Annotated in this window: 22 protein-coding genes, 3 tRNA genes and 1 riboswitch; of the genes, 13 read left to right on the top strand and 12 right to left on the bottom strand. The window is 40.0% G+C overall.

The window, feature by feature from the left end; translation table 11 throughout:
* The first annotated feature begins 1 nt into the window (after position 1).
* The 3 genes from ORI98_RS00165 (at position 2) to ORI98_RS00155 (ending at position 356) form a co-directional block, all read left to right on the top strand.
* Positions 2-77, top strand: a tRNA-Glu gene (locus tag ORI98_RS00165).
* A 35-nt stretch (positions 78-112) separates the two neighbouring features.
* Positions 113-188, top strand: a tRNA-Ala gene (locus ORI98_RS00160).
* 92 nt (positions 189-280) lie between these two features.
* Positions 281-356 (top strand) — tRNA-Glu (locus tag ORI98_RS00155).
* A 286-nt stretch (positions 357-642) separates the two neighbouring features.
* Here the strand turns inward: ORI98_RS00155 and ORI98_RS00150 are convergent.
* The gene (locus tag ORI98_RS00150; RefSeq protein ID WP_306133805.1) at positions 643-1128 is read right to left on the bottom strand and encodes a glutathione peroxidase; all 486 of its coding nucleotides are present in this window, start codon (positions 1126-1128) and stop codon (positions 643-645) included.
* A gap of 232 nt (positions 1129-1360) precedes the next feature.
* On the opposite strand from ORI98_RS00150, the gene ORI98_RS00145 reads away from it, so the two are divergent.
* A complete protein-coding gene (locus ORI98_RS00145) occupies positions 1361-2755 on the top strand; it encodes a magnesium transporter (RefSeq protein WP_306133804.1) in 1395 nt (464 codons plus the stop codon).
* A 190-nt stretch (positions 2756-2945) separates the two neighbouring features.
* On the top strand, positions 2946-3482 hold the full coding sequence (locus tag ORI98_RS00140) for a YfaZ family outer membrane protein (protein WP_306133803.1): 537 nt from the start codon (positions 2946-2948) through the stop codon (positions 3480-3482).
* Positions 3483-3551: 69 nt separating this feature from the next.
* Here the strand turns inward: ORI98_RS00140 and ORI98_RS00135 are convergent, their stop codons facing one another.
* Positions 3552-3716 carry a small highly charged protein gene (locus ORI98_RS00135; protein ID WP_261299727.1) on the bottom strand — a complete coding sequence of 55 codons (165 nt, stop codon included), beginning with the start codon at positions 3714-3716 and terminating at the stop codon, positions 3552-3554.
* Positions 3717-3931: 215 nt separating this feature from the next.
* Positions 3932-5050: a patatin-like phospholipase family protein gene (locus tag ORI98_RS00130; RefSeq protein ID WP_306133802.1), complete on the bottom strand. Its 1119-nt coding sequence runs from the start codon at positions 5048-5050 to the stop codon at positions 3932-3934.
* A gap of 260 nt (positions 5051-5310) precedes the next feature.
* Between ORI98_RS00130 and ORI98_RS00125 the strand changes: the two genes are divergently transcribed.
* The gene (locus ORI98_RS00125; protein ID WP_306133801.1) at positions 5311-6873 is read left to right on the top strand and encodes a DUF3369 domain-containing protein; all 1563 of its coding nucleotides are present in this window, start codon (positions 5311-5313) and stop codon (positions 6871-6873) included.
* 2 nt (positions 6874-6875) lie between these two features.
* Positions 6876-8237: a GAF domain-containing sensor histidine kinase gene (locus ORI98_RS00120; RefSeq protein WP_306133800.1), complete on the top strand. Its 1362-nt coding sequence runs from the start codon at positions 6876-6878 to the stop codon at positions 8235-8237.
* A gap of 54 nt (positions 8238-8291) precedes the next feature.
* Here ORI98_RS00120 and ORI98_RS00115 read toward each other — a convergent pair whose 3' ends face one another.
* From ORI98_RS00115 to ORI98_RS00095, 5 genes are all read right to left on the bottom strand, one after another.
* Entirely contained in the window at positions 8292-10001 is a 1710-nt protein-coding gene (locus ORI98_RS00115; RefSeq protein ID WP_261299723.1) for a proline--tRNA ligase, read from the bottom strand.
* Positions 10002-10118: 117 nt separating this feature from the next.
* A complete protein-coding gene (locus ORI98_RS00110) occupies positions 10119-10730 on the bottom strand; it encodes a DapH/DapD/GlmU-related protein (RefSeq protein WP_306133798.1) in 612 nt (203 codons plus the stop codon).
* A gap of 54 nt (positions 10731-10784) precedes the next feature.
* A complete protein-coding gene (gene tsaA / locus ORI98_RS00105; RefSeq protein WP_261299721.1) occupies positions 10785-11513 on the bottom strand; it encodes a tRNA (N6-threonylcarbamoyladenosine(37)-N6)-methyltransferase TrmO in 729 nt (242 codons plus the stop codon).
* Positions 11514-11582: 69 nt separating this feature from the next.
* Positions 11583-11978, bottom strand: coding sequence for an Rcs stress response system protein RcsF (rcsF, locus tag ORI98_RS00100; protein WP_261299720.1), 396 nt, complete (start codon positions 11976-11978; stop codon positions 11583-11585).
* Between the two features lie 130 nt (positions 11979-12108).
* Entirely contained in the window at positions 12109-12516 is a 408-nt protein-coding gene (locus ORI98_RS00095; protein WP_306133797.1) for an H-NS family nucleoid-associated regulatory protein, read from the bottom strand.
* 501 nt (positions 12517-13017) lie between these two features.
* Here ORI98_RS00095 and ORI98_RS00090 point away from each other — a divergent pair.
* From ORI98_RS00090 to ORI98_RS00075, 4 genes are all read left to right on the top strand, one after another.
* Positions 13018-13767: an electron transfer flavoprotein subunit beta/FixA family protein gene (locus ORI98_RS00090; protein ID WP_261299718.1), complete on the top strand. Its 750-nt coding sequence runs from the start codon at positions 13018-13020 to the stop codon at positions 13765-13767.
* Position 13768: 1 nt separating this feature from the next.
* Positions 13769-14692, top strand: a complete 924-nt coding sequence (locus tag ORI98_RS00085; RefSeq protein WP_306133795.1) for an electron transfer flavoprotein subunit alpha/FixB family protein — start codon at positions 13769-13771, stop codon at positions 14690-14692.
* 79 nt (positions 14693-14771) lie between these two features.
* Positions 14772-14969, top strand: a riboswitch (Lysine riboswitch).
* A 76-nt stretch (positions 14970-15045) separates the two neighbouring features.
* Positions 15046-16605, top strand: coding sequence for a Na+/H+ antiporter NhaC family protein (locus tag ORI98_RS00080; RefSeq protein ID WP_261299716.1), 1560 nt, complete (start codon positions 15046-15048; stop codon positions 16603-16605).
* 112 nt (positions 16606-16717) lie between these two features.
* Positions 16718-17296, top strand: coding sequence for a thymidine kinase (locus ORI98_RS00075; RefSeq protein WP_306133794.1), 579 nt, complete (start codon positions 16718-16720; stop codon positions 17294-17296).
* A gap of 337 nt (positions 17297-17633) precedes the next feature.
* Here ORI98_RS00075 and ORI98_RS00070 read toward each other — a convergent pair whose 3' ends face one another.
* Complete coding sequence (locus tag ORI98_RS00070) at positions 17634-19667, bottom strand: methyl-accepting chemotaxis protein (protein ID WP_306133793.1); 2034 nt, start codon at positions 19665-19667, stop codon at positions 17634-17636.
* A gap of 252 nt (positions 19668-19919) precedes the next feature.
* Between ORI98_RS00070 and ORI98_RS00065 the strand changes: the two genes are divergently transcribed.
* Positions 19920-20597, top strand: coding sequence for a fumarylacetoacetate hydrolase family protein (locus ORI98_RS00065; protein WP_306134053.1), 678 nt, complete (start codon positions 19920-19922; stop codon positions 20595-20597).
* Positions 20597-21385, top strand: a complete 789-nt coding sequence (locus ORI98_RS00060) for a hypothetical protein (RefSeq protein ID WP_306133792.1) — start codon at positions 20597-20599, stop codon at positions 21383-21385. The genes ORI98_RS00065 and ORI98_RS00060 overlap by 1 nt, the downstream gene beginning before the upstream one ends.
* A 115-nt stretch (positions 21386-21500) precedes the next feature.
* On the opposite strand, the gene yghU is transcribed toward ORI98_RS00060, so the two are convergent.
* The 3 genes from yghU to ORI98_RS00045 form a co-directional block, all read right to left on the bottom strand.
* Positions 21501-22358, bottom strand: coding sequence for a glutathione-dependent disulfide-bond oxidoreductase (gene yghU, locus ORI98_RS00055; RefSeq protein WP_306133791.1), 858 nt, complete (start codon positions 22356-22358; stop codon positions 21501-21503).
* 97 nt (positions 22359-22455) lie between these two features.
* Complete coding sequence (locus ORI98_RS00050; protein WP_306133790.1) at positions 22456-23226, bottom strand: ABC transporter substrate-binding protein; 771 nt, start codon at positions 23224-23226, stop codon at positions 22456-22458.
* 258 nt (positions 23227-23484) lie between these two features.
* Complete coding sequence (locus ORI98_RS00045) at positions 23485-23739, bottom strand: hypothetical protein (RefSeq protein WP_261299709.1); 255 nt, start codon at positions 23737-23739, stop codon at positions 23485-23487.
* Positions 23740-23786 lie beyond the last annotated feature (47 nt).

The raw sequence follows: 23786 nt of genomic DNA, 5'->3' as shown, positions 1-23786 counted from the left end.
TGTCCCATTCGTCTAGAGGCCTAGGACACCGCCCTTTCACGGCGGTAACAGGGGTTCGAATCCCCTATGGGATACCATATTTTAAAATTTTGGTGTCTATTGACTGAAATTTGGGGTTATAGCTCAGCTGGGAGAGCGCTTCGCTGGCAGTGAAGAGGTCCACGGTTCGATCCCGTGTAGCTCCACCAAGTTTTGTTGGAAACAACAAATAGCGTTAATGTTTAGCCTACAGACATTAATGAGTATTCACTCTATTTACTGAGTATAAGTAAATCTCGGCGTCCCATTCGTCTAGAGGCCTAGGACACCGCCCTTTCACGGCGGTAACAGGGGTTCGAATCCCCTATGGGATACCACACTAAACCACCGAAAGGTGGTTTTTTTATGGTTAAATTTTATACTTTCTATAGTTTAAAGCCATAAAAAAAGGCAATCAAATGATTGCCTATCGATCTACTTAGAGATCAAGGGGACCGCGCTAGAAGTCCCAGGGAGATGATGAACAAAGTGAAAATCACTGTTAATAGATTTGAGTGTTCATCTATCTAAAAGTTCAAAAATAATTGAAAATTATTTCAGGATAATAAAGTTTTTAATATTTTATTTTAAATACATTTAAAATTCATGTTGTTAGAAAATAATTTATTTCAACAGTGTTGCAATTTTATCTGCTAAGTCTTCTGGTTTAGTGGTAGGAGCGTATCGTTCCAGAACATTTCCTTGAGTATCAACTAAAAATTTTGTGAAATTCCATTTAATTGACTGACTACCTAACAACCCTTTAGCGGATTGCTTTAAGTAATTATAAAGTGGTGCGGCATTATCACCATTTACTTCAATCTTGCTAAATAGAGGAAAGGTGACACCAAAGTTTAGTTCGCAAAATTGGCTTATGTCTGCTTCTGATCCTTGTTCTTGACTACCAAACTGATTACAGGGAAACCCTAAAATCACTAGGCCTTTATCTTTATATTGCTGATAAAGTTGTTCTAATGCTTTATATTGCGGAGTGAAACCACATTTACTTGCTGTATTGACAATAAGTAATACTTTACCTCTAAAGTTTTCCATATTGACGTTATTTCCTTGAATATCTTTAACGTCAAATTGATAAATTTCTGCGCTCATTTTGTGCTCCTCATAAACTGGTAATATCAAATATAGTCGATACCAAGCAGTAAACCGTTAAAGGTAAACCTAAAACGTTTGTTGTGGTTTTCTAATGGTTTTTAAACACTATAAAGAGTTAATTAAAATCGGTCAATTAAGTTGCGTGCAACTTAATTTATGTATTTGCTTATCATGGTAAATATCAATATAGTCTGCGCATTATTCGCTTAATTAGATAAGGGGCGGGCTTATGGAAGAATTAAAGAACGAACTTATATCTGAAGCTGAACAAGACATTACATCACAATTACAAATAGAGGTGAGTCAAGTTGTTCAACAACTGACTGAAGCTGAGGGCGAAGAGCAAGCTGAAGTGTTCAGTGAAATTCTAAATGAAGCTGAAGCCGGCACAATTGCCATCCTACTCGAATCTTTACCGCTAGATGAACGTTATGAGCGTTGGCAGCAAGTTCAGCCAGAAGAGCGCGTCGATGTTTTAAACTTGATGCGTGCAGATCCTCGTTTAGGCATTTTGAAAAAGATGCCCGATGAAGAATTGGATTTGCTGTTCTCGCAACTGAGTCCTGAAGATCTGATTGATTGGAGTGACTCGTTACCTGATAGTATTACCGATCGCGCTTTAGCGCAGATGGGCGAGCGACAACGTAAACACTTCGAACTTTATGACCAATATGACGAGAATGAAATTGGTCGTTATGCCGATCACCAAATGTTGGTATTAAATCCTGACTCAACTGTTGCTCAAGGCCAACGTTTTTTTCGCCGAATTGATTTAGATTGTAATGATCACTTGTTTTTAGTGGATGCCAACGACAAATATGTTGGCACAGTGCGTCGGTATGATTTATTTAAAGCCGATGCAGACAGTTTACTTTCTGCGTTAATTTGGCCTGATAGCCGAGTGATTTCTGCTGACTCCTCATTGATTGAGTCAGCAGAAACCCTTGAGCACAGTCGTGAACTAGAGTTACCTGTAGTTGATGATGAGGGGACATTGATTGGCCGTATGACATTGCGTACAGCAACGGCATTAGTGCGTGAGCACTATGAATCGCAACTGATGGCTACAGCCGGTATGGACGAAGATGATGACTTGTTCGCGCCAATTATTGTGGGTGCTCGAAGAAGAGCCGTTTGGTTAGGTATTAATCTTCTAACCGCATTTTTAGCCTCAGCGACGATTGGCTTATTTGAAAATGTGCTTTCGCAAGTAGTGGCTTTAGCGGTATTGATGCCAATTGTTGCATCAATGGGCGGCATTGCAGGCAGTCAATCACTGACATTGATGATCCGCGGTATGGCAATGGGTCAGATTTCCGCTGGTAACGTCGTCTCCTTACTTAAAAATGAATTAGGTATTGGTGCATTAAATGGTGTTTTGTGGGCCATAGTTATTGGTTTAATCGCAGGATGGTGGTTTGATGACGTCATCATGGGCATTATCATTGGTTGTGCCATTTTAATTAATATGGCTATGGCAGCAATTGCTGGCGTAATGGTACCTATGATCCTACAGAAGTTTAATCAGGATGCGGCTTTATCTGGGTCAGTTATTTTAACCACAGTGACCGATGTTGTAGGTTTTTTCACATTTCTTGGTTTAGCGACCATTTTGTACTTATAAATCGCTCGTTAAATGTCATTGATCAAAAAGGACCTATTGGTCCTTTTTTGTTGATGGTTGTTATAACTTTTTAAAAAGGGTGTGCAACTTAAGAGTATATACCGCTTTAAAATAAATCAATTGCTTGATTTTAAATGCTTTATTTAATGTCTCACGTATCATTTAGCTATCAACTAAGTGAGGAGGGATTATGAAAAGGTATTATTTTTCAGCAATGTTTTTAGCCGGTGTTTCTACTTCTGCATTTGCAGGCGATTTTAATTTTGAAGTGAGTGAGCATGTTGTTTCGGCTGATGTGAAAACTAATATTTCACCAAATATCAATATGGGGGCAGGTTATACCTACTCTGACAATAAAGGCCAATTAGTGCAGTTTTCTATGCATATGGCACATCAAAGCGGTCCTCATTCTTTTGAAGTGGGTCCTAAATTTGTAAAAGCATGGATGGATCAAGGCCCAAATGCCACCGTGCTGGCTGTTGGTGGGGAATATGGATTACAAATAGCCAAAAATACCACACTAAATGTAGCGGCTTATTATGCCCCATCAGTATTATCTTTTGCTGATTCGTCTGGCTATTTTGAGTATGAAGGTAAAGCTCAATATCACTTTAATCCCAATATGGCAATATTTGTAGGCTATCGAAAATCATCGTTTGACTTTGAATCTGCGCCTAATAGCACATTCCAAGAGGGCATTTTTATTGGAGGTAAAGCCAGTTTTTAAATTTTAGGCAATAAAAAAGCAAGTTTGCTGTAACTTGCTTTTTAAACTTGATGGTATATCCCTGTTAATTTACTTCCACTTATTAGCGGGTGAAAACTCCATTTCAGCATTTTCATCGAAGTAACGACGCTTGGTATCGCGGCGTCTTTGTTTCACTTTCTTCGACTTAGGTTTTCCTTTTATGTTGTCACCCCAAGGTGCATCATCTTCATCAAATTCAAATGTGTGTGCCATTTCTTAGCTTTCCAAAATACAATACCGCTATTGGTACAGGCTCTTTTTACCTAAAGTTAGTTAAAATCTAAAGCGAAATTTTTAGCTCAGATTGGTGAAATAAATTGCATGTCAAAGTCAGTAAACTCACTTTGGTTAAGCCTATCAAATTTAAATGAATAAAATATGACAGTCATAAGCCTAAAAAGATGACTTTTTAATAGTCGCTTATGTTGTTAAATAATATCGAAGAAATGTTTAATTTCATCCATTTGAACTAACGCGTCCTGATACCCCAAATCGATCAATGCACTGGTATAGGCTTTTTCAAACAGTAAGTAAGACACAATACTTGAATCTGATTGTTGATTAATTCCAAATAATTTTAATAAGTGACGAATAGCCATTGGCATTTCTAAATAGTAACGTGCGGCGATTTCACTTAAGTCTTCACTCGGTTTAATGACTAAAGTTTCAATTTCACGTAGATTGAGTTTATTTTTATCTTCATCAGATATTAGGCTCAATGTGTGATTGACCCTCTGCAAGCGTTCAAGATCACTGTTTAAGGTGTCAGAAAAAATAGTATCAAGTAAATGCCCTGCAATAGTCGCCGTTTTAGGGTGATGTTTGAGTTGCTTATCTTCTTGTTTATGCGGGCTATCTAAGTTAATCACAAATAGTTTTGTAGCACCAAGATGGATTGGGCTGGATAACGGAGATAATTGGTGAACGGAGCCGTCACCAAAAAATGCACGATTTAACTTTATTGATGGAAACACCATTGGTATGGCTGAACTAGCCAGCAAATGGTCGGTGTTTAATTGACTGCGTTGTCCTTGTCTGCGGGCACGTTTCCAGTTTTCGATTGAATGTTTACCGTGAAAAAAACTGTATGACATAGAGTTGTTATAGCAAGATGCATCTACACTAATCGCATCGAGTGCACCTAGGTGAATGTTTCTGTCGATACGTTTAAAGTCAATGAGTTTGTTAAGTAATTCGCGTAATGGTTGATTGTTTAATAAGCTGCCAGCATCTGTACTGATTTTGTCATGCTGTAAGCCTTTAATAGCCATTTTCATCAGGTGTTTAGTGACCCCAAATACCGATGACTCATATACTTGGTGGGTTTCAAAATGACGCCAAACCCAATCTAACTTTTTCACACCAAGGTGAAAACATGCCGCGTGGGTTGCTAGTGAGGTCGCATTTATTGCACCGGCAGATGTACCGCAAATAATACTGAAGGGAACGTGCTGGTTTCTGGGGTATAACTGCACTAGCGCTTTTAATACCCCTATTTGATATGCTGCGCGGGCACCGCCGCCACCAAGTACAAGTCCAATCGACACGGTATCATTCAATCCTTTTAAATTATGCTTTTTAAATAGTATGTCTTGTTTTAACTTTTCAGACTAGTCGGATAAGTATCTCTAGACTAATTCTTTAATAAACTAATGAAAATATATCTTTTCAATCCGTTAACTTTTCTTTGACAAGTGTGCGATTTATCAGCTATTAACTTAGGGGTAGATAATAAAAATAATAAATCTTCGTTTCACATTTTATAACAATAACCCTGAATAGATAGAGTAACAGTAAGGAATCTCCATTGGCCCTGTTTAGAAAATCTGCTGATATGCCAAAGGACAATGACGCGGAAATTAAATCTCGTGTTCATCTGCCCCCATGGAAAGTCGTCATCATTGATGATGAGCCAGGGATCCACGAGGTTACCAAATTTGCGTTAAGTCAATTTAATTTAGATGGCCGTGGATTAGCATTTTATTCTTGCTTTAGCGGCCAAGAGGGTTTTGAACTTCTGCGTGATGAGCAAGATATCGCGTTAGCGTTTGTCGATGTTGTGATGGAAAATGATCATGCTGGACTCGATTTAATTGAGCGTATTCGTGGTGAACTTAATAATCATAGCACGCGAATAATATTAAGGACCGGACAGCCAGGAAGTGCACCAGAAGAAAGGGTGATACGAGATTTTGATATTAACGATTACAAAGCTAAAACAGAACTGACCGCGGCAAAATTAAAATCCTGTGTTTATACTTCTCTGCGTTCATACCGTGACATTAAAATCATTGAACAAAGCCAGCGTGGTATGGAAAAGGTGATTTCAGCTTCCTCTTCTGTGCTGCGTAGTCATACACTGCATCATTTTGGTAGCGCGGTTTTAGAGCAAACCTTGCAGCTGCTTAGCTTGAATAGCTCGGCTTTATACCTCACCAGCTATCATGAGGATTTATACCACGACACTCAAATGAATTTGTTAGCCGCAACCGGTGAGATGGTCAGTTATTCTGAAATTGACAGCGTTGAGGCATTACCCGGTGATGTAAAAGAATACATAATTGAAGCTATTGCACTTAAAAAATCCATAGTGCATGACAACATTTATGTGGGTTTCTACGAGTTTGGTAATGATGTCACCAGCATTTTATATTTAGAGCATAATGCTGCTTTAACTCCGCTACAAGTGAGGATCCTTGAGCTCTTTGCTGCCAATGTGAGTCTCACATTTGAAAACTTATCCGGTAAAGAAAACGTCCAACAAACTCAAAAAGAACTTATTTTAATCATTGGTGATGCCATAGAGCAGCGCAGTAAAGAAACCGGCGCACATGTTAGACGTGTTGCATTAATGAGTGAAATATTAGCTGAATACCTTGATCAAAGCCTCGATTTCATCGAAACGATCCGCTATGCCGCACCGCTTCATGATGTCGGTAAAATTGGTATTCCTGAAAGTATTCTACACAAGCCTGGTAAACTGACCGATGATGAATGGCAAATTATGAAAACCCATGCTGAAAAAGGTTATAACTTGCTTGCTGCATCAAACCGTATTATTGCCAAAATGGGCGCCAGAATAGCTTATACCCATCATGAGCGATGGGATGGGCAAGGCTACCCTAGAGGTCTTGTGGGTGAAGATATCCCAGTAGAAGGGCGGATAATGGCCATTGTTGATGTTATTGATGCACTTCTTTCTAAACGCAGTTACAAACCAGCTTGGCCTGCGGAAAAAGTGATTGAGTATTTGAATGAGCAATCGGGTAAACAATTTGATCCTGTCATGTGTGACGCTAGTTTGGCATTGATGGACCGATTTATTGAAATCCAGCGTCAAATGCCTGATAGTGCAGATGAAGTCCACTAGATATGCATCATTCACTTGAGAAAGTCTTATTCAAAGTCAGTCAATCTGAACTAATAGATCAAGGTGATTTGCACAGTGCTTCACAATTGATCATTGAATCAATCTGCCTTGGGTTGAATATTGAACGTGCCGGTATTTGGTTGCTTGCAGAAGATAAGCAGTCTATTGAGTGCTTTTTATTGTTAGATAACGCGACTCGCCAAGACAATATAATTTTAACACGTGAACACTTTCCTAACTATTTTCATGCCTTAGACTCTGAACGTGTTATTTCGGCGTCAGATGCACATCGACACTCGGCAACACTTGAATTTACCGATGTTTATTTAAAGCCGCAAGGCATTGTTTCTATGTTGGATAGTCCCATTCGTCATGCGGGGAAAATGATTGGCATTATTTGCTGTGAACACCGTGGTGAGCTAAAAAAATGGAGCCGAGATGAAGAAGTGTTTGTTGGTTCGTTGGCAGATTTATATGGTCGCGCGGTTAACGCCAATGAAGTAAGAAGTCACCAAGTTTTGTTGGAGAAACTCAACGGTGAGCTTGAAAGCAAAGTGGCTCAAAGAACCGATGAATTACAGCAAGCATTAATACACCTTAAAACGACACAAGCCAGTTTGATTGAAAGTGAGAAGTTAGCCGCATTGGGTAATTTAGTGGCTGGTGTGGCGCATGAAGTGAATACTCCACTGGGTATTTCAGTTACTTCAACCAGTCATTGTATTGATGAGCTAAATAAGCTTAAGAAACAATTTTTAGCGGGTGAGTTAGACGAAAAAGAGTTTCAGTATTTTATTGAAACGATGACAGATGGCTTATTATTGATTGAACGGAATTTATCAAGAGCCGCTGAGTTAGTGCATAACTTTAAACGCACTGCTGCAGATCAACTTACCCTTGAAAAAGAATATTTCAATTTAACTGAGTATTTAGAACAAATATCAACTCCCTTAAGGCCTTTAACGCGTAAACAAAATATTCAATTGGATATTCAGCTGGCTGATTCAATTATGGTTGATTCTTATCCTGGGGCGATTGCGCAAATTTTTACTAACCTTGTATCTAACTGTTTTCGCCACGCTTATCCAGAAGATTTTACTGGTAACAAAATCATTACTCTAGGCGCACAATTATGTGGTGATGAAATTAAAATGTTTTATAAAGATAATGGCAAAGGATTGTCAAAAGAAGCCAAGGAGAGAATATTTGAACCTTTTTTTACTACAGCCAGGAGTGCAGGTGGTACCGGCTTGGGAATGTCGATTGTATATAACTTGGTAACCCAGAAATTAGGCGGCAGGTTAGAGTTAATTTCAGAAGTTAATCAAGGGCTTGAGATTGATATTTACATAAAGCAACAATAAAAAAACGCACGTTAAAGTGCGTTTTTTAATATCAATTTTTTAATTGAATAAAACTTAATTCGATGCGGTTAAAAAATCAATAATATCATCGAAAGGAATATTTTGTTTTTCACCGGTACGACGATTTTTATATTCAAATACACCTTCGTCGATATTGCGGTCACCAATAACAACAACATGTGGTAAACCAATCAGTTCCATATCCGCAAACATCACACCAGGGCGTTCTTTACGGTCATCCATTAATACTTCAATACCTTTAGCTTGTAAGTCAGCATAAAGTTTTTCAGCAATTTCTGCTACGCGATGAGACTTGTGCATATTCATCGGTAAAATACCGACTTGGAATGGGGCAATCGCTTCAGGCCAAATAATACCACGGTCATCATGGTTCTGTTCAATTGCCGCGGCAACAATACGGCTGACACCGACACCGTAACAACCCATTAATAACACTTGTGCTTTTCCATTTTCGTCAAGCACAGTTGCATTCATTGATTTTGAATAATTGGTGCCTAATTGGAAAATATGGCCAACTTCAATACCTCGAGCCATTGCATATGTGCCTAAATGATCTGGTGTTGGCTCACCTTCAACCACATTACGAATGTCTGCTGAAGTTGCTAGCGGTAGATCACGCTCCCAGTTAATGCCAAATAGGTGCTTATCATCCTGATTTGCACCCGCTGCGAAGTCACTTAATACTGCAACACTGTGATCGATAATGATAGGCATGCTTAATCCTACAGGACCAAGAGAGCCTGGGCCTGCGCCAATAGCTGCACGAATTTCTGCTTCAGTTGCAAACTCTAAAGGTGAAGCAACGGCTTCAAGTTTGTCTGCTTTGATTTCATTTAACTCGTGATCGCCACGTACAACCAATGCCACTAAAGGTGCATCTTCAGCAGCACCTTTAACGATTAATGTTTTAACGGTTTGAGTGATGGCTAAACCAAATTGCTCCACTAATTCTGCAATAGTTTTAGCATTAGGGGTGTCGACTAACTTTAGCTCTTGAGTCGGAGCTTGACGAGTTTGCGTCGGCATTGGTGACTCAGCTTTCTCAATGTTAGCGGCATAATCACTGCCAGTCGAATAGGCGATTAAATCTTCACCACTATTTGCTAGTACATGGAACTCATGGGAAACACTGCCACCAATTGAGCCAGTATCAGCAAGAACTGGGCGAAATTCTAATCCCATACGGCTTAAAATATTACTATAAGCGGTATACATGGATTGATAGGTTTCATCCATGGTTTGCTGATCTAAATGGAATGAGTATGCGTCTTTCATTAAAAATTCACGAGCACGCATTACACCAAAACGAGGGCGAACCTCATCACGGAATTTAGTTTGCACTTGATAGAGGTTAAGCGGTAATTGTTTGTATGAGCTTAACTCTTTACGGACTAAGTCAGTGATCACTTCTTCGTGAGTTGGGCCTAAAACGAAGTCGCGGTTATGGCGATCTTGAAAGCGAAGTAATTCAGGGCCGAATTTTTCCCAACGACCTGTTTCTACCCATAGGTCAGCTGGCTGAACTAAAGGCATCAGAATTTCAATAGCACCTGCGTTATTCATTTCTTCACGCACGATAGCTTCAACTTTACGAAGTACGCGTAAACCTGACGGCAACCAACTATATAAACCAGAAGCATTGCGACGGATCATGCCGGCACGTAGCATTAATTGATGGCTAATCACCTCTGCATTAGCAGGAGTTTCTTTTTGTGTTGAAAGCAGGTACTTACTAACTCGCATTCCAGTTTCCATTTTAATAAAAGTCAATGAGCGCCATTTTAGCACTTGAAGCGCTTATGTCACCTGATTATTACTGGATTAGAAGGTTAATTTATCGAGCCTTTCATAGCCTGTACTTTATTTTTTACGCCTATCTCCAATCACTTTGGCTGGGTTACCTGCAACAATGGAGTAAGCTGGTACATCTTTAGTGACAATACAACCCATACCAATAACGGCATGGTCACCAATACTTACACCATCTACAATTCCAGCTTGTGCGCCAATCCATACATCTTGGCCTATTACAATGCCTTTAGAAGTGACGGGCTGCTCATAGATAGGGGCGTTCGGAGACATGCCGTGATTAAATGCATAAATGGTGACATTATTAGCGATTCGGGTTTGAGAACCTATTGTGATCCCCGTTCTTCCGCCATCTAAACTGCAACCATGGTTTATAGCCACTTCATTGCCTAACGTGATAGGACCATGCATAAAAACATCTGCAGCAATCATGCATTTATTACCTATCACTATGTCTCGACCGGGCTCAGCAAACAATTCTGCTTCAGGGGCAATAAAACAGTATTCGCCGATATTGATCGTTTCTAATTGCGCTAATGTTTGTTGAATTTCCTGTTGCCAGGGGATCGCCCATTCAAGTAGTTTCGGTTTTAATGAGAAATAAAGCCAAGGCATCCAAGACAGCCTTTTTTTATGCTGCTTTTGGTAATCAAGTGATGCCATTAAATATCCCCCTCAGTATGAAATTTAAACAATATTCATTTGAAATAAATGGGTTTAATCGTCCAGTAATGTCAATGTAGTAGGCTTTAATTCTATTACAACAATTTCTTGGTCGATGACTTGCCAAAATATATCGAGATCGTACAGCGCGACTTGGTATATTTTGGGATCCAATTTGGCTTTTTTATAAGCGGGTCTAGGGTCTTGCGCAAGTACTGCAGATATTAACGATTGCAGCTGAGGGTATTTATCATTTTGCGTCAATGAAGCTAATTGTATTTGTGCTGTTTGGGCAAAACTGACATTAATTAATTCTGGCGCATCGTGAGCAATTCCGCCTTTAGCATTGAGAATAGCATCAGAAAAAGGAATATAAGGTTTTATATCAATAATAGGTGTGCCATCTAATAAATCCATCCCGGATATTTCTAGGCAGACTTTTCCCTTACGCTGAACAACGCCATGCAATTTAACCACAGATTGTCCAATGCCATTGGGCCGAAATGTTGAACGAGTGGCAAATACACCTAATTTTTCATTACCACCAAGGCGGGGCGGGCGAACTGTCGTTTTCCAACCTTGGGCGAGATTTTCGTGAAAACAGAACAGCAACCAAAGGTGTGAATACTGTTCAATGCCTCTAATGGCATCGAGGTTGTTTAGCTCTGGGACTAATTCAACGTAGCCTTTGACATCGACTAAACCTGGTTGGCGAGGGATGCCGAATTTTTGCTTATAAGGGGTTCGGCACACTGCCACTGCATTAATTTGAGATGTAAACATGGCACAGATCAACTTGAGAAAAAGTCAGCCAAAATGGAATCTATTTTGGCTAAACAAAAAAGAAAAACGTTACTCTACCTGAGCGCGTTTTATGGCTTGCCCGACACATAAGCTACGAGTAAAGCAACCCGCCTCTTGCTCTTCGATAACAAGGCATTGCTTGATAATAAGACCGTTTGCGCCCATATCAGCCGCTTTTTTTCGGGCTTCTGTACGTGCATCTTCAATCGATGCTGGAGCACCATTTATCACATCCTGGCAAATTTCGCCTTCAGCTAAGCCAATAACTGAATAGCGCCCTTTTGGTAATATGTCTCCTTCGTAAAGTGCGACATCACCCACTTTGAAATACTCATCAATCGCTTTACCATCAAGATTACTATTGAAGGCATAATCACCAGCACAAGCGGTTAATAATAATGCAAATGAACAGATGGATAACATTTTTAGTTGGGAAGAGGACATTAGTCAGCTCACTTAATTCAATTTGATAACAGTTTACTCTGTTCTTATTTGAGGCGAAAGCAAACCTTCAATGCGATGGATAAAAAAACGCTTACCAAAGTAAGCGTTTTATATGAAGCTATTGGACAGTTTATTCCATACCAGGAATTAAGAAACTATCCATAGACTTACCCGCATCGACTTCTTTTTTGAATACGGTTGGCATACGCCCTTGACCAGTCCACTGAATTAATTCGCCATCAACAGTAATTTGATATTTGGCTGGACGTGGAGCACGTTTCTTTGGGGCAGATCTAGTGGCAGTGACTTCGCCTAAATCTTCAATTGATAGTCCGCTATTTTCAATTTGAGCAAGGATCTCTGCAATACGTGCATTACGTTCAGCATTAGCGGCTTCATCAGCTTTTGCTTCTTCTTCACGTTCAACAATCACTTTATCAAGCTTTACGGCTAAGTCGCGTAAATCTTCAATGCTCAGTTCTTTAACTGCAGCTTTAAAACGACGGCCATGGGTTAAAATATCTAAAAAATCACTCATAATGTTAAGCGTCCTAAATCAAATGGAATTTGAATAAATTATATTTGTTACTACATTATTGAATGATGCTATACCGTATAGAATGTTAATTAACTGGAGTAAATAATTGTTAATAACGACTTAAATAAACATCAATAACTTTTAACCGTAAAAATTATCATTGATGTTTTTATTTTGCAGTGCATTCAACTTAGCTAATAACAATTAATAAAACTTATTTTTATTAATACCCACAATAATAGAAACTTATTCGACCTTGATCAATTTAATTTATCAAAAATAAGCTTATTTTATGAAATGATTTAAAAACGGGCTATTTATAGCCAGTAAATGGAACTAGTTTGAGTCATTGTTACTTTTCCTTGCCAGTTTTGTGTTATATTTTTCAAACAAGCGTTTAACTTAGGTTGACGTTAACGTTAACAGGTCGTAAAGTTGAGTTATCTTGCATTGGCATTGGCCAATGTGTTGTCCATAGACAAGGTGTAGGAAGGAAACCCTATGAAAGTATTGGTGCCTGTAAAGCGCGTCGTTGATGCCAATGTAAAGGTCAGGGTAAAAGCTGATCATTCAAATGTTGATACCGCTAATCTTAAAATGGCTTTGAATCCATTTTGTGAAATCGCTGTCGAAGAAGCTGTCCGCCTAAAAGAAGCAGGCATCGCCACTGAAGTGGTTGTGGTGAGTGTTGGCACCAAAGCTGTGCAAGAACAATTAAGAACAGCCATGGCATTAGGCGCAGATCGCGCTATACATGTCGAAACTGATGAAGAGCTTGTGCCATTATCAATTGCAAAATTACTGTTGGCTGTGCAACAAAAAGAACAAGCACAATTAGTGGTTTTTGGTAAACAGTCTATTGATGGCGATAACAACCAAACTGGCCAAATGATGGCTGCTCTAGCTGATATGCCGCAGGCTACTTTTGCTTCTGAAGTAAAAGTTGAAGGCGACAACATTGTCGTGACCCGTGAAATTGATGGTGGATTACAAACCTTAAAAATGCCATTGCCTGCTGTTGTTTCTGTTGATTTACGTTTAAATGAACCGCGTTATGCGTCCTTACCAAACATTATGAAAGCGAAACGTAAACCGTTAGATGTGCATACAATTGCTGATTTAGGTGTAACGTTAAAGGCTCATCAAACTGTTCTAAAAGTCACGCCACCTGCTGAACGTAAAGCCGGTATTATGGTGTCTTCAGTAGAAGAACTTGTCGAAAAATTAAGAAACGAAGCGAAGGTGATCTAATATGAGCATTTTAGTTTTAGCAGAACACGATAATGCGCATTTGAAAGCGGATACTGCAAAAGTGGTTGCCGCTGCATCTGCAATTGGAGGTGATATTCATGTGCTAGTGGCAGGTCATCAATGCGCTGAAGCGGCCAAAACTGCGCAAGCATTAACGGGTGTAACGAAGGTGATTGTTGCTGATTCGGCTGTGTATGCAAATCACTTAGCTGAAAACCTAGGCAAGTTAATTATTGGCTTATCAGCTGATTATTCACATATCTTATCTGCTGCATCGAGCGTAGGTAAAGATACCTTACCGCGTGTTGCGGCATTATTAGATGTTGCGCAAATATCTGAAGTTATTGGGATTGAAAGTGCTGATACGTTTATTCGCCCAATTTACGCGGGTAATGCGCTTGCCACAGTACAAAGTTTAGATGCGAAAAAAGTGATGACAGTTCGCTCAAGTGCGTTTGATGCTGTTGCTTCAACGGGTAGCGCAGCATTAGTTTCTGTGGGTGATGCTCTTGATGCGCGTACTGAGTTTGTCTCGCAAACACTCACTGAATCAGCACGTCCTGAATTAGGCAATGCCGGTATCATAGTGTCTGGCGGCCGTGGTATGGGAAGCGGTGAGAACTTTGCAATTCTTGAGCAATTAGCCGATAAGTTAGGTGCAGCCGTTGGTGCATCACGTGCTGCAGTGGATGCAGGCTTTGTACCCAATGATTTACAAGTCGGCCAAACAGGCAAGATTGTAGCCCCTGACCTATATATTGCTGTGGGTATTTCGGGTGCCATCCAACATCTTGCAGGTATGAAAGACTCTAAAGTGATTGTTGCTATTAACAAAGATCCAGAAGCGCCAATTTTTCAAGTGGCAGATTATGGTCTAGAAGCAGACTTATTTGATGCTATCCCCGCACTAAATAATTTACTGTAAATGTGACTTTTGTCACAATACGCGGCGATGGGGTGGCAACCCCATCGCCGCTATGTTTTCATGTGCACGCTTTTTTGCCCTTTTAAGTAGAGGTGCGCTGAATAAGAGTAGAGTTAGTTAGGGTGATGCCTGTGATCTAGCTTGAAAGGATTCAGTGCCGAAGTTGTTACCGTTATCAAACTTAACAGCTGGTATGGTTACCGAATAGGTACCTTACTGCCATAGTATTTTTTGTCGGGATGACAAAGATAAATTACTATGGAGCGCTACTGATAGGACAGGTGTTCCTTAGCGTTATTTTGCTTTGCACCGGTTCAGTCGCCCTCCATTCGTACACACACGAAGAATAAATAATGAACGTACTAAGTCATGCCGATTCGGCACTGTCACTGCTCCCCCCTGCAATCGCAATTATTTTAGCGATTGTTACTCGTAAAGTATTGTTGTCGCTTGGCGTCGGTATTCTAGTGGGCGCATTGTTGCTCACACAGTTCTCATTAGGGGACACAAGCACATTTTTAGTTGAAACCGTCACAGGCCTCCTTTGGGATGATGGCGCATTAAACAGTTGGAATTTACAAATTTTAGGTTTTTTGATCATGTTAGGCATGATCACCGCGTTGATCACCGTGAGCGGGGCATCTCGCGCGTTTGCTGATTGGGCTAAAGACCGTATTCGCAGTAAACGCGATGCTAAACTGATGACAATGTTTTTGGGCTGCGTGGTTTTTATCGATGATTACTTCAATAGTTTAGTTGTAGGGTCTATTTCTAAACCGATAACCGATAGATACCATATCTCGAGGGCAAAACTGGCTTACCTATTAGATTCGACCGCAGCGCCTGTGTGCGTGATATCACCCATATCAAGTTGGGGCGCGTATATTATTGCACTGATAGGCGGTATTTTAACTGCGCATGGATTTACCGATTCTGGTCATCTAAGTGTATTTGTGCAGATGATCCCAATGAACTTTTACGCTATCTTCGCCTTGTTACTTTTATTATGCGTGGCCATCTTTGGTCTGGATATTGGCCCAATGCGCCAGCATGAATTAAAGGCGCAAAAAGGTGAGCTTTATGATGAGTCTAAAGGTTTACCGCCTGGTGCAAATCCAGACTTACCAGAGGCCGATACAGGTAAAATTATTGGACTGTTTTTACCCATTTTAGCGTTAATTGCCGCGACTGTTTACTTTATGATAAGCAGTGGTGCCGATGCATTAGCCGCAGATGGTAAGCCCTTTGATGTTTTGGGCGCGTTCGAAAACACCGCTGTTAGCCAATCATTATTTTACGGTTCTATTGTTGGTTTTATAGTGACTTTGGTGCTGGCTTTTATGCAAAAGCTAGCAATCCGCTTGGTCTTACAGGGCGTCGTTGCTGGTGCTCGCTCAATGTTACCTGCAATTTATATTCTGCTGTTTGCATGGTCGATTGCAGGGGTTATTGGCCAATTGGAAACCGGTAAATACATGGCCAGTTTAGTCACTGGCGCGATACCTTTTGAATTGCTGCCTGTGGTGCTGTTTATTCTTGCGGGGATTACTGCTTTTTCAACGGGCACAAGTTGGGGTACCTTTGGCATTATGCTGCCAATTGCAGCAGATATGGCGATGGGTAGCGACTCGACTATGATGTTACCCATGTTATCAGCCGTATTAGCTGGAGCGGTATTTGGTGACCATTGCTCTCCTATTTCTGATACAACTATTTTGTCTTCAACAGGTGCAAGTTGTCATCATATTGACCATGTAATTACGCAGCTGCCATATGCATTAATTGTTGCCTTTATCAGCATTGTTGGCTATTCGGTACTTGGATTTACCGGTTCCATCATGAGTGGCTTTCTAGCCTGTAGTCTGGTGTTTGCCATCACAGTAGCAGGACTAATGATTTATACTCGCCGATAAGCGATTTGATGGATATAAAATGCCGCACAATTAACATTGTGCGGCATTTTTGTTTGTGAAGTTTGGTATTAAACGAGTAGAATTTAGCAAAGCAAAAATATTGGAATTTCTTGTGGCACAACTGTATTTCTATTATTCATCAATGAACGCGGGCAAATCGACCTCGCTATTACAATCTTCTTATAATTACCGTGAACGTGGTATGCACACTCTAGTTATGACAGCATCAATTGATGATCGTTATGGCGTAGGTAAAGTGGCATCACGAATTGGTATCGAAACCGATGCTCAGGTTTTTGCAAGTCATGATGATCTTAGTGAGATGATTTCACAATCTCATCAACAAAAGCATATTCATTGTGTGTTGATTGATGAAAGCCAATTTCTGTCTAAAGCCCAGGTTAAGCAACTAACCTATGTTGTCGACATTCTCGATATTCCGGTGTTGTGTTACGGATTGCGTAATGATTTCCAAGGCGAATTATTTACTGGTAGCCAGTATCTTTTGGCCTGGGCCGATAAGCTTGTTGAGCTGAAAACCATTTGCCATTGTGGCCGTAAAGCCAATATGGTTGTGCGCCTAGATGGCGAGGGCAAACCAATGAAAGAAGGCGAGCAGGTGGCTATTGGTGGTAACGAATCTTACGAGTCAGTTTGCCGCAAACATTTCAGAGAGTTTTTGTGGGATTAAAAATCTGATCGCAAGAAAAAGATTAAGTCGAATTAGACATAAGGTTTAATTCGACTTTTTTATTTACCTTCAATCATTCTAATCGGTTATTGTTAGCTAACATACTCTAAACGTGTGACTTTTGTGTAAATTTGAGCTCAGAGTCATCAGCTCATCAGCTCAACAGCCGATGTGAGTTTTGTAAGCAAACGGACATTTGTCAATGCAACCGATTAAAGTGTATTACACCATAATAAAAGGTCGTGATTAATACGACTGGATGGACAACAGCAATTAAGTCACAACAGTTCGCCATCATTTTTTCTTAGCTAGCAGAAAAACAAATAAGATTGAGAGATTAAAGTTTAAATCTTTCAACTGAAGCCGTGAGTGAGTGCGCCAGCTGATTCAATTCTTGGCTGCGTTTGGCCATTGCTGATGACTCCTGTGCATTAGTTTCAGCAGACTCAGCGGTTATAGTCATAGTGTGTTCAATTTGCTCACTAAAATTAACCTGTTCATGTGCTGCTTGATTAATTCCCTGGCTCATTTTGTTAATCGTCAGTAAAGCCGATTCAATTTGTTCAATTGCATCATGTAACGATTGGCTTTGTGCAACACATTGGTTAGCGTCAGATTGGCCTTTTGAAATGGCTTTAACTGCATTGGTTGTTTCATGCTGTAAAGCGGTGATCATATTTTGAATTTCAGCGGTTGAAGATTGGGTTCTTGACGCAAGCGAACGCACTTCATCGGCGACAACAGCAAAACCGCGACCATGTTCGCCTGCTCGGGCAGCTTCAATGGCAGCATTCAAAGCAAGTAGGTTAGTTTGATCTGCAATAGCACTAATGGTCACTAAAATACCGCCAATGTTATCACTGTGCTGGCTGAGGTTGTTCATGGTATCTACTGAGTGACTTAAGCCCATCGATAACTGCTCAATTCTATCGCGGTTATCATCAGCAATCTCTTTTACCTGCTTACCCTGCGAAGAGGCTAAGCTAATATGATTGGCAGATTCACTGGCTTGTTCATTCACTAAACTGGAACTGTGGTGAATTTGCTCCGCTAACCGCTTTGCTTGGTTGATTTGACCAATCTGATGACTCGCCGAGTTGGCTATTTGCTCCCCCTGAGCTTGAGATCTAATTGCTGACTCATCAAGTAAATGCGCATCTCGGCTGATATCTTGCAGCAAGGAGGTTAAATCGTCGGAGAGCTTGTTAATGTTATCCATTAACTCACCAAACTCATCATTATTACGTTTATCAAGCCTTCTCGATAAATCACCACTGGCAATACGTGATAATGCTTTGTTGACCGCTTGCAAAGGACCGAGCATCGCCTTAGATGTGAAATAGTAAATAATGATAGCAAGAGCAATAAAAATTACCGCCAGACCAATTGCGAGTGTCTGGGCGGTACTCACTTCATGTGAGGCGGCAAGTTGGTAATCACCAAAACGTTTATCCGCGAGGGTGATAAGCTTGTTCAGTTCAGAAAAGCTTGATTCAAAGTATTGATTAGATTGCTCATAAGCCATTTCAGACTGTTTAATTACCTCAACCACCTTACGTTGGCTTTCATAAAGTGTACCTGGTGAGTCTAATAAGGTTTTCATTTGATTAAATTGTTCGGCAAAAATGGCCAGTAAATCACCAGCAGGTAATGTGGAAGCTTGCTGAGTTAAAAACTGAAAATTGCTCTCTATACTGCTGACCATCATCATGACATCTTGCTGATGGTTATCGACACTTTTTAAGTCTGTAAAGCGCGCGACTTCAGCCATAATATTGCCCATATTATAAATAGTGTCGTCTAATCTTGTCCCTGTACCGATAACTTCTTCAAGCAGGCGAACATCATCGCCAGCATCAATCATTTCCAGATCTATCATGCTATTACTGGCTTTATCTTTGATGGTCAGAAACTGTTGGAATTGCTTTTGATAATCTTCTCGAGTTTGTTCAATCGTTAATTTCGCATTGAACATTCGTTCTGTCTGCTGACGATATTGGTCATATTGTTGGGTAACATTGTCCAACGCCTGTTTCATATTAGGCTGATCGGCAACTTTATTGGCAAGATCATTAAAAGTGGCGGCATATTCTTTTTCTAACTGTTTAAATTGGTTAAAGTTAGCACTGATATTAGCATTGCCTGTTTGAGAAAAGGCCAAACTCCCCGTTTTAACCATTTTCAATAAACTGAGTTGAAGTGAATTGCTTTGGCTTTGCACTGGCTGGGCTAAGGTTTCAATATTAGTGTTAGCTGTTTGAATTTGGTTTAGCGAACGATAAAAAAAGCTACTTCCAGCAAGAAGTAACACACCAATGGTGGCGAAACCCAATGCGATTTTTTGTTTAATTGTTAGCTCAAGCAAGTTCATATTCTGTCTCTTATTTGTTGTGCTGTGCGCACTATTTTGTTCTAGTTGTATGTTTTTAATAAGATTAATCATTTTTAGTGTAGCTAAAATAATCCAAGGTTAACAGATTTAAGCTGGAATGGTCTTGTTCTATATGGCGGCAATTTTTAGCAAAGATATTGTTTCATATCGGTAAACCGCCATTTAAGTGTAGTGGTTTTATTTTGTATGCGGGATTATTATAGTGACGGTTTTTAATAGAGATATATTGTGATGCAACACATTAGCCTCAATCGGCAGCTTTTTATTACGCCGTCCAAACTTGTTTGTATTGGGCGTAATTACGTTGAGCATATTCATGAGTTAGGTAATGATATTCCTGATGATATGGTCGTGTTTATCAAACCCAATAGCGCTATTAACACTCAACTTAACAGCGTTCATCTTCAGCAGGCTCTTCATTATGAAGCAGAGCTATGTTTTTTGGTCGAAAATGGCCAATTTTCAGCTGTTGGCTTAGGATTTGATTTGACTAAACGCCATTTACAAAGTCAGTTGAAATCCAAAGGCCTACCTTGGGAACGTGCCAAGGCTTTTAATGGTTCAGCGGTTTTTAGCGATTTTGTCAGCATAAATCAACTTGACCAAGGTTGCGATTCTCACCATTGGTGTTTCAGTTTGACCATAAATGGAAAATTATCTCAGTTAGGCCATAGTCAGTTAATGATCTATTCAACAAGTGACATTTTTTCAGGCATTAGCGATTTTTTAACTCTCGAAAATGGTGACATTGTAATGACCGGTACTCCAAAGGGCGTGGGTGAAGTGGTATCTGGCAGCATATTTGAATTAACTCTCTGGCAGGGGATTGAATATCAGTCAGAACAACAGCTCATTGAAGATATCGCCAATACCAAGCCCATCATCAAACAACAGTGGTTGGCGGTTTAATGGATACTCAACAAACAATGACTGATTTGCTTGAATTATTGGCGCAACATTTATTGGTTCAACGCAGCGCTATCTCACCAGCATCTGAACTTGTTGGTGTTAAGCCGCAATGCATTGACGATGCTTTTGCTGTGCAGCAACAAATGATCGCACTTTCAAACCAAGAGATTGCTGGGTGGAAATGTTTAACGCCATTGGAAAATGGTCAACTTATTTTTGCGCCAATATTAAGCCAAGCTGTGGTTGAACAACCCAATTGTCCCATCACTCCCTTTGCTAACCCGAGCGGCTTACAAGCATTAATCGAGCCTGAAATTGCCTTTATTCTGGGGCAAGACTTTGTGGCCCACCATAGCTACAGCGATGAACAAATTGATTTTGGGATCAGCGCCACCCATATGGCATTAGAGTTAATTCAAAGTCGATTCAGCTGTGATTACGCCGCCAGCTATTTTGAAAAAATTGCAGATGGTTTAAGTAATCAGGGTTTGTATTTAGGGCCCGCAATAGATAAAACTCTCGCTTACCAGGCTAATAAAATCAATATTAGCGTGAGTCATCAAGGTGAAACGCGCATTTTTGATGGCACGCATCCGTGTCAGTATTCACAAGCGCCAATTTATTGGTTAATCAATTATTTAACAGCTAAAGGTGTGAGCCTCAAAAAAGGGCAGGCGATTATAACTGGATCGTATTGCGGTGTGGTTAAAGTACCTATGGCCACCAAGGTCGATATTAATTATCAAGGTTTGGGTGAAATAAGGGTGCTATTTGAGCAGAAGCGATAATGTTATTCATCAGATGATTAAAAGCTTAAACCGACCATTCATTAGCTTTGTCAGTTTAAGCTTATTTAAATTTAGCCTGTACAGGTGTAACTAAACGAAATGTTAGCAAACTATGTTAGGGTTTCAGTGCCAGCACCTTATCAATATCTGCTGCACTATGACGGTTTGGCACTTGTTCCCATACATCGCCCCAGGTCCTATTAACAATTCTACCTCGCTGCACAGCCGGGCGTTGCTCAATTACTTTTGCCCAGCGCATAACATGGGTATAACTGCCCACATCCAAAAATGCGGCAGCATTATAAAGGTTGCCTAATACGAGGTTGCCATACCAAGGCCAAATTGCGATGTCTGCAATTGAGTATTCATCACCACCAAAGTATGTATTTTTGGCCAGTTGCTTATCTAACAAATCTAATTGACGTTTTACTTCCATTGAAAAGCGATTAATCGGGTATTCAAACTTTTCGGGAGCGTAAGCATAAAAATGACCAAAACCACCACCAAGATAAGGCGCCGAACCTTGTAACCAAAATAACCAGTTCATCACTTTAGTACGGGCAGCAATCTGTGTTGGAATAAAGTGGCCAAATTTGTCAGCCAGATATAATAAAATCCCGCCCGACTCAAATACATTTATGGTTTCAGCACTTGAGTTATCAACTAACGCTGGAATTTTTGAGTTAGGGTTAACCTGCACAAACCCAGATGCAAACTGATTGCCTTCACCGATATTAATTAAGTGAGCATCATACTCAGCGCCACTTACGCCTAATGCGAGTAACTCTTCAAGTAAAATGGTGACTTTTTGGCCGTTAGGCGTTGCTAATGAATAAAGCTGTAAGTTGTGCTCTCCAATGGGTAATGATTGCTCATGACGCGCACCGGAATTAGGGCGATTAATACTGGCCCATTGACCGCCGTTTTCATTATCCATTGTCCACACAGCAGGCGGCGTATATTGATTTGTCATTATAAATCCTTGTTTAATTTTAAAATCTTGCTGTTGTACTCAGTGTGCAACGATTTAGGTTAGATTGGTTAATAGGTAATATTCAATTAGCTAGTAACTATTTCTGTACCACAGCATTCTGTTTATCATTGGCAGATTTTTGTGGCGCTTCAAGGTTGGCAAGCACCTCGTTTTCTGCTTTTTGTAACAGAATATCGAGCTCACCACTGGCTTTCATTGCTTTGATAACCGCATCAATTTTAGGCACTAAAGCGGCATTTTTAGGGTTGATATAATGATAAAGCTCAAGTGTCGCAAGAGCGGGTGGCAGAGGTTTAATATAATCAATATTTAATTTTTTAATCGCATATAAACCGTCGGCGGTATTGGTTAATGCGATGCTGTTGTGACTAACACCTAAAGCCGTCATCATGCTTAATGTGTCATTATAATTGAATACATACTTTAAACCGTGAGTGATGTTGTCAGTGTGTTTCACTCCACGTACTTTGAATAAATTATGGTCGAGTAAATCGGCATTAGATGCCAACGTAATTTGGCTGTTTTTATGGACAAAAGCCATGGTTTCTAACTGATAATACGGTGTAGGTACGCGGATCATAGTCGGGTTTTCAACACCATAAGTCCATATCCGCATGATTTCGCCATCTTTATGTCCTGTCACGGCTTCTCTTTGAGCACGCTTTCCTGGCATAGGAGTAATGCTAATGGATAACCCTAGTTTTGCATAAATCTCAGGCAGTACTTTTGCCCCGACTTGTTGTTCAAATAAGAATTCGATAGAGGCAAATTGATAATCTTCAGTTTGGGCAACACTTACACTGCTAAAAACAATTGCACCAAGGGCTAGCATAAAACGATACTTCATCGATAACCTTAACTCTCTATTTTTATTATGTTCGGCACTATTATGTTCAGCACATTGGTTTGCAGAACGTATATTCGTTTTAACATTATAGTGTTTGTCACTAAAAGAGTAGACCGTGATGAGATATAGTTTATTTCAATCTTTGGCTATTAATGAGTAATTTTTTAATCTTTGTAACTCAAGATTATGCCAATTCAGGTAATAAAAAAGGCGCAAAATGCGCCTTTAATCATTAAAAATCAATGTATCACTTCTGTATTACATTAAAGATACGGCTTCCATATCCAGCTCAATATCCGTGCAACCTTTAGCACAGTAAATTCCAGGCGGTTTAGCACTGGGTTTAGCATTTTTTGTGTTCGGCGGTAATTGTAAGGTCAGCGGTTTATTGCATTCACTGCAGGTTGCGCTATTTCCTTTCATCATGCGTTTAATCAGATTTTTATGCTGATTAAATGAAGCTTGAGTCGTGTCATTAACGGCAGAAAAATCCAGTTTTTGCGTTTCGCTCATTACCATTACCTAGTGCAAATGTCTGTTAAAGAGTCAGTCTGTTAACA

The organism is Shewanella sp. ULN5 (genome assembly GCF_030731885.1).
Lineage (GTDB): Bacteria > Pseudomonadota > Gammaproteobacteria > Enterobacterales > Shewanellaceae > Shewanella > Shewanella holmiensis.
The sequence above is the reverse complement of the archived record's forward strand: the minus strand, read 5'-3'. Positions and strand labels throughout refer to the sequence as shown.

Bases quoted from the DNA above. Each gene is read 5' to 3' on its own strand.
- ORI98_RS00150 (WP_306133805.1), bottom strand. From the start codon at position 1,128: ATGAGCGCAGAAATTTATCAATTTGACGTTAAAGATATTCAAGGAAAT.
- ORI98_RS00145 (WP_306133804.1), top strand. From the start codon at position 1,361: ATGGAAGAATTAAAGAACGAACTTATATCTGAAGCTGAACAAGACATT.
- ORI98_RS00140 (WP_306133803.1), top strand. From the start codon at position 2,946: ATGAAAAGGTATTATTTTTCAGCAATGTTTTTAGCCGGTGTTTCTACT.
- ORI98_RS00135 (WP_261299727.1), bottom strand. From the start codon at position 3,716: ATGGCACACACATTTGAATTTGATGAAGATGATGCACCTTGGGGTGAC.
- ORI98_RS00120 (WP_306133800.1), top strand. From the start codon at position 6,876: ATGCATCATTCACTTGAGAAAGTCTTATTCAAAGTCAGTCAATCTGAA.
- ORI98_RS00115 (WP_261299723.1), bottom strand. From the start codon at position 10,001: ATGCGAGTTAGTAAGTACCTGCTTTCAACACAAAAAGAAACTCCTGCT.
- ORI98_RS00110 (WP_306133798.1), bottom strand. From the start codon at position 10,730: ATGGCATCACTTGATTACCAAAAGCAGCATAAAAAAAGGCTGTCTTGG.
- tsaA (WP_261299721.1), bottom strand. From the start codon at position 11,513: ATGTTTACATCTCAAATTAATGCAGTGGCAGTGTGCCGAACCCCTTAT.
- rcsF (WP_261299720.1), bottom strand. From the start codon at position 11,978: ATGTCCTCTTCCCAACTAAAAATGTTATCCATCTGTTCATTTGCATTA.
- ORI98_RS00095 (WP_306133797.1), bottom strand. From the start codon at position 12,516: ATGAGTGATTTTTTAGATATTTTAACCCATGGCCGTCGTTTTAAAGCT.
- ORI98_RS00090 (WP_261299718.1), top strand. From the start codon at position 13,018: ATGAAAGTATTGGTGCCTGTAAAGCGCGTCGTTGATGCCAATGTAAAG.
- ORI98_RS00085 (WP_306133795.1), top strand. From the start codon at position 13,769: ATGAGCATTTTAGTTTTAGCAGAACACGATAATGCGCATTTGAAAGCG.
- ORI98_RS00080 (WP_261299716.1), top strand. From the start codon at position 15,046: ATGAACGTACTAAGTCATGCCGATTCGGCACTGTCACTGCTCCCCCCT.
- ORI98_RS00070 (WP_306133793.1), bottom strand. From the start codon at position 19,667: ATGAACTTGCTTGAGCTAACAATTAAACAAAAAATCGCATTGGGTTTC.
- ORI98_RS00065 (WP_306134053.1), top strand. From the start codon at position 19,920: ATGCAACACATTAGCCTCAATCGGCAGCTTTTTATTACGCCGTCCAAA.
- ORI98_RS00060 (WP_306133792.1), top strand. From the start codon at position 20,597: ATGGATACTCAACAAACAATGACTGATTTGCTTGAATTATTGGCGCAA.
- yghU (WP_306133791.1), bottom strand. From the start codon at position 22,358: ATGACAAATCAATATACGCCGCCTGCTGTGTGGACAATGGATAATGAA.
- ORI98_RS00050 (WP_306133790.1), bottom strand. From the start codon at position 23,226: ATGAAGTATCGTTTTATGCTAGCCCTTGGTGCAATTGTTTTTAGCAGT.
- ORI98_RS00045 (WP_261299709.1), bottom strand. From the start codon at position 23,739: ATGAGCGAAACGCAAAAACTGGATTTTTCTGCCGTTAATGACACGACT.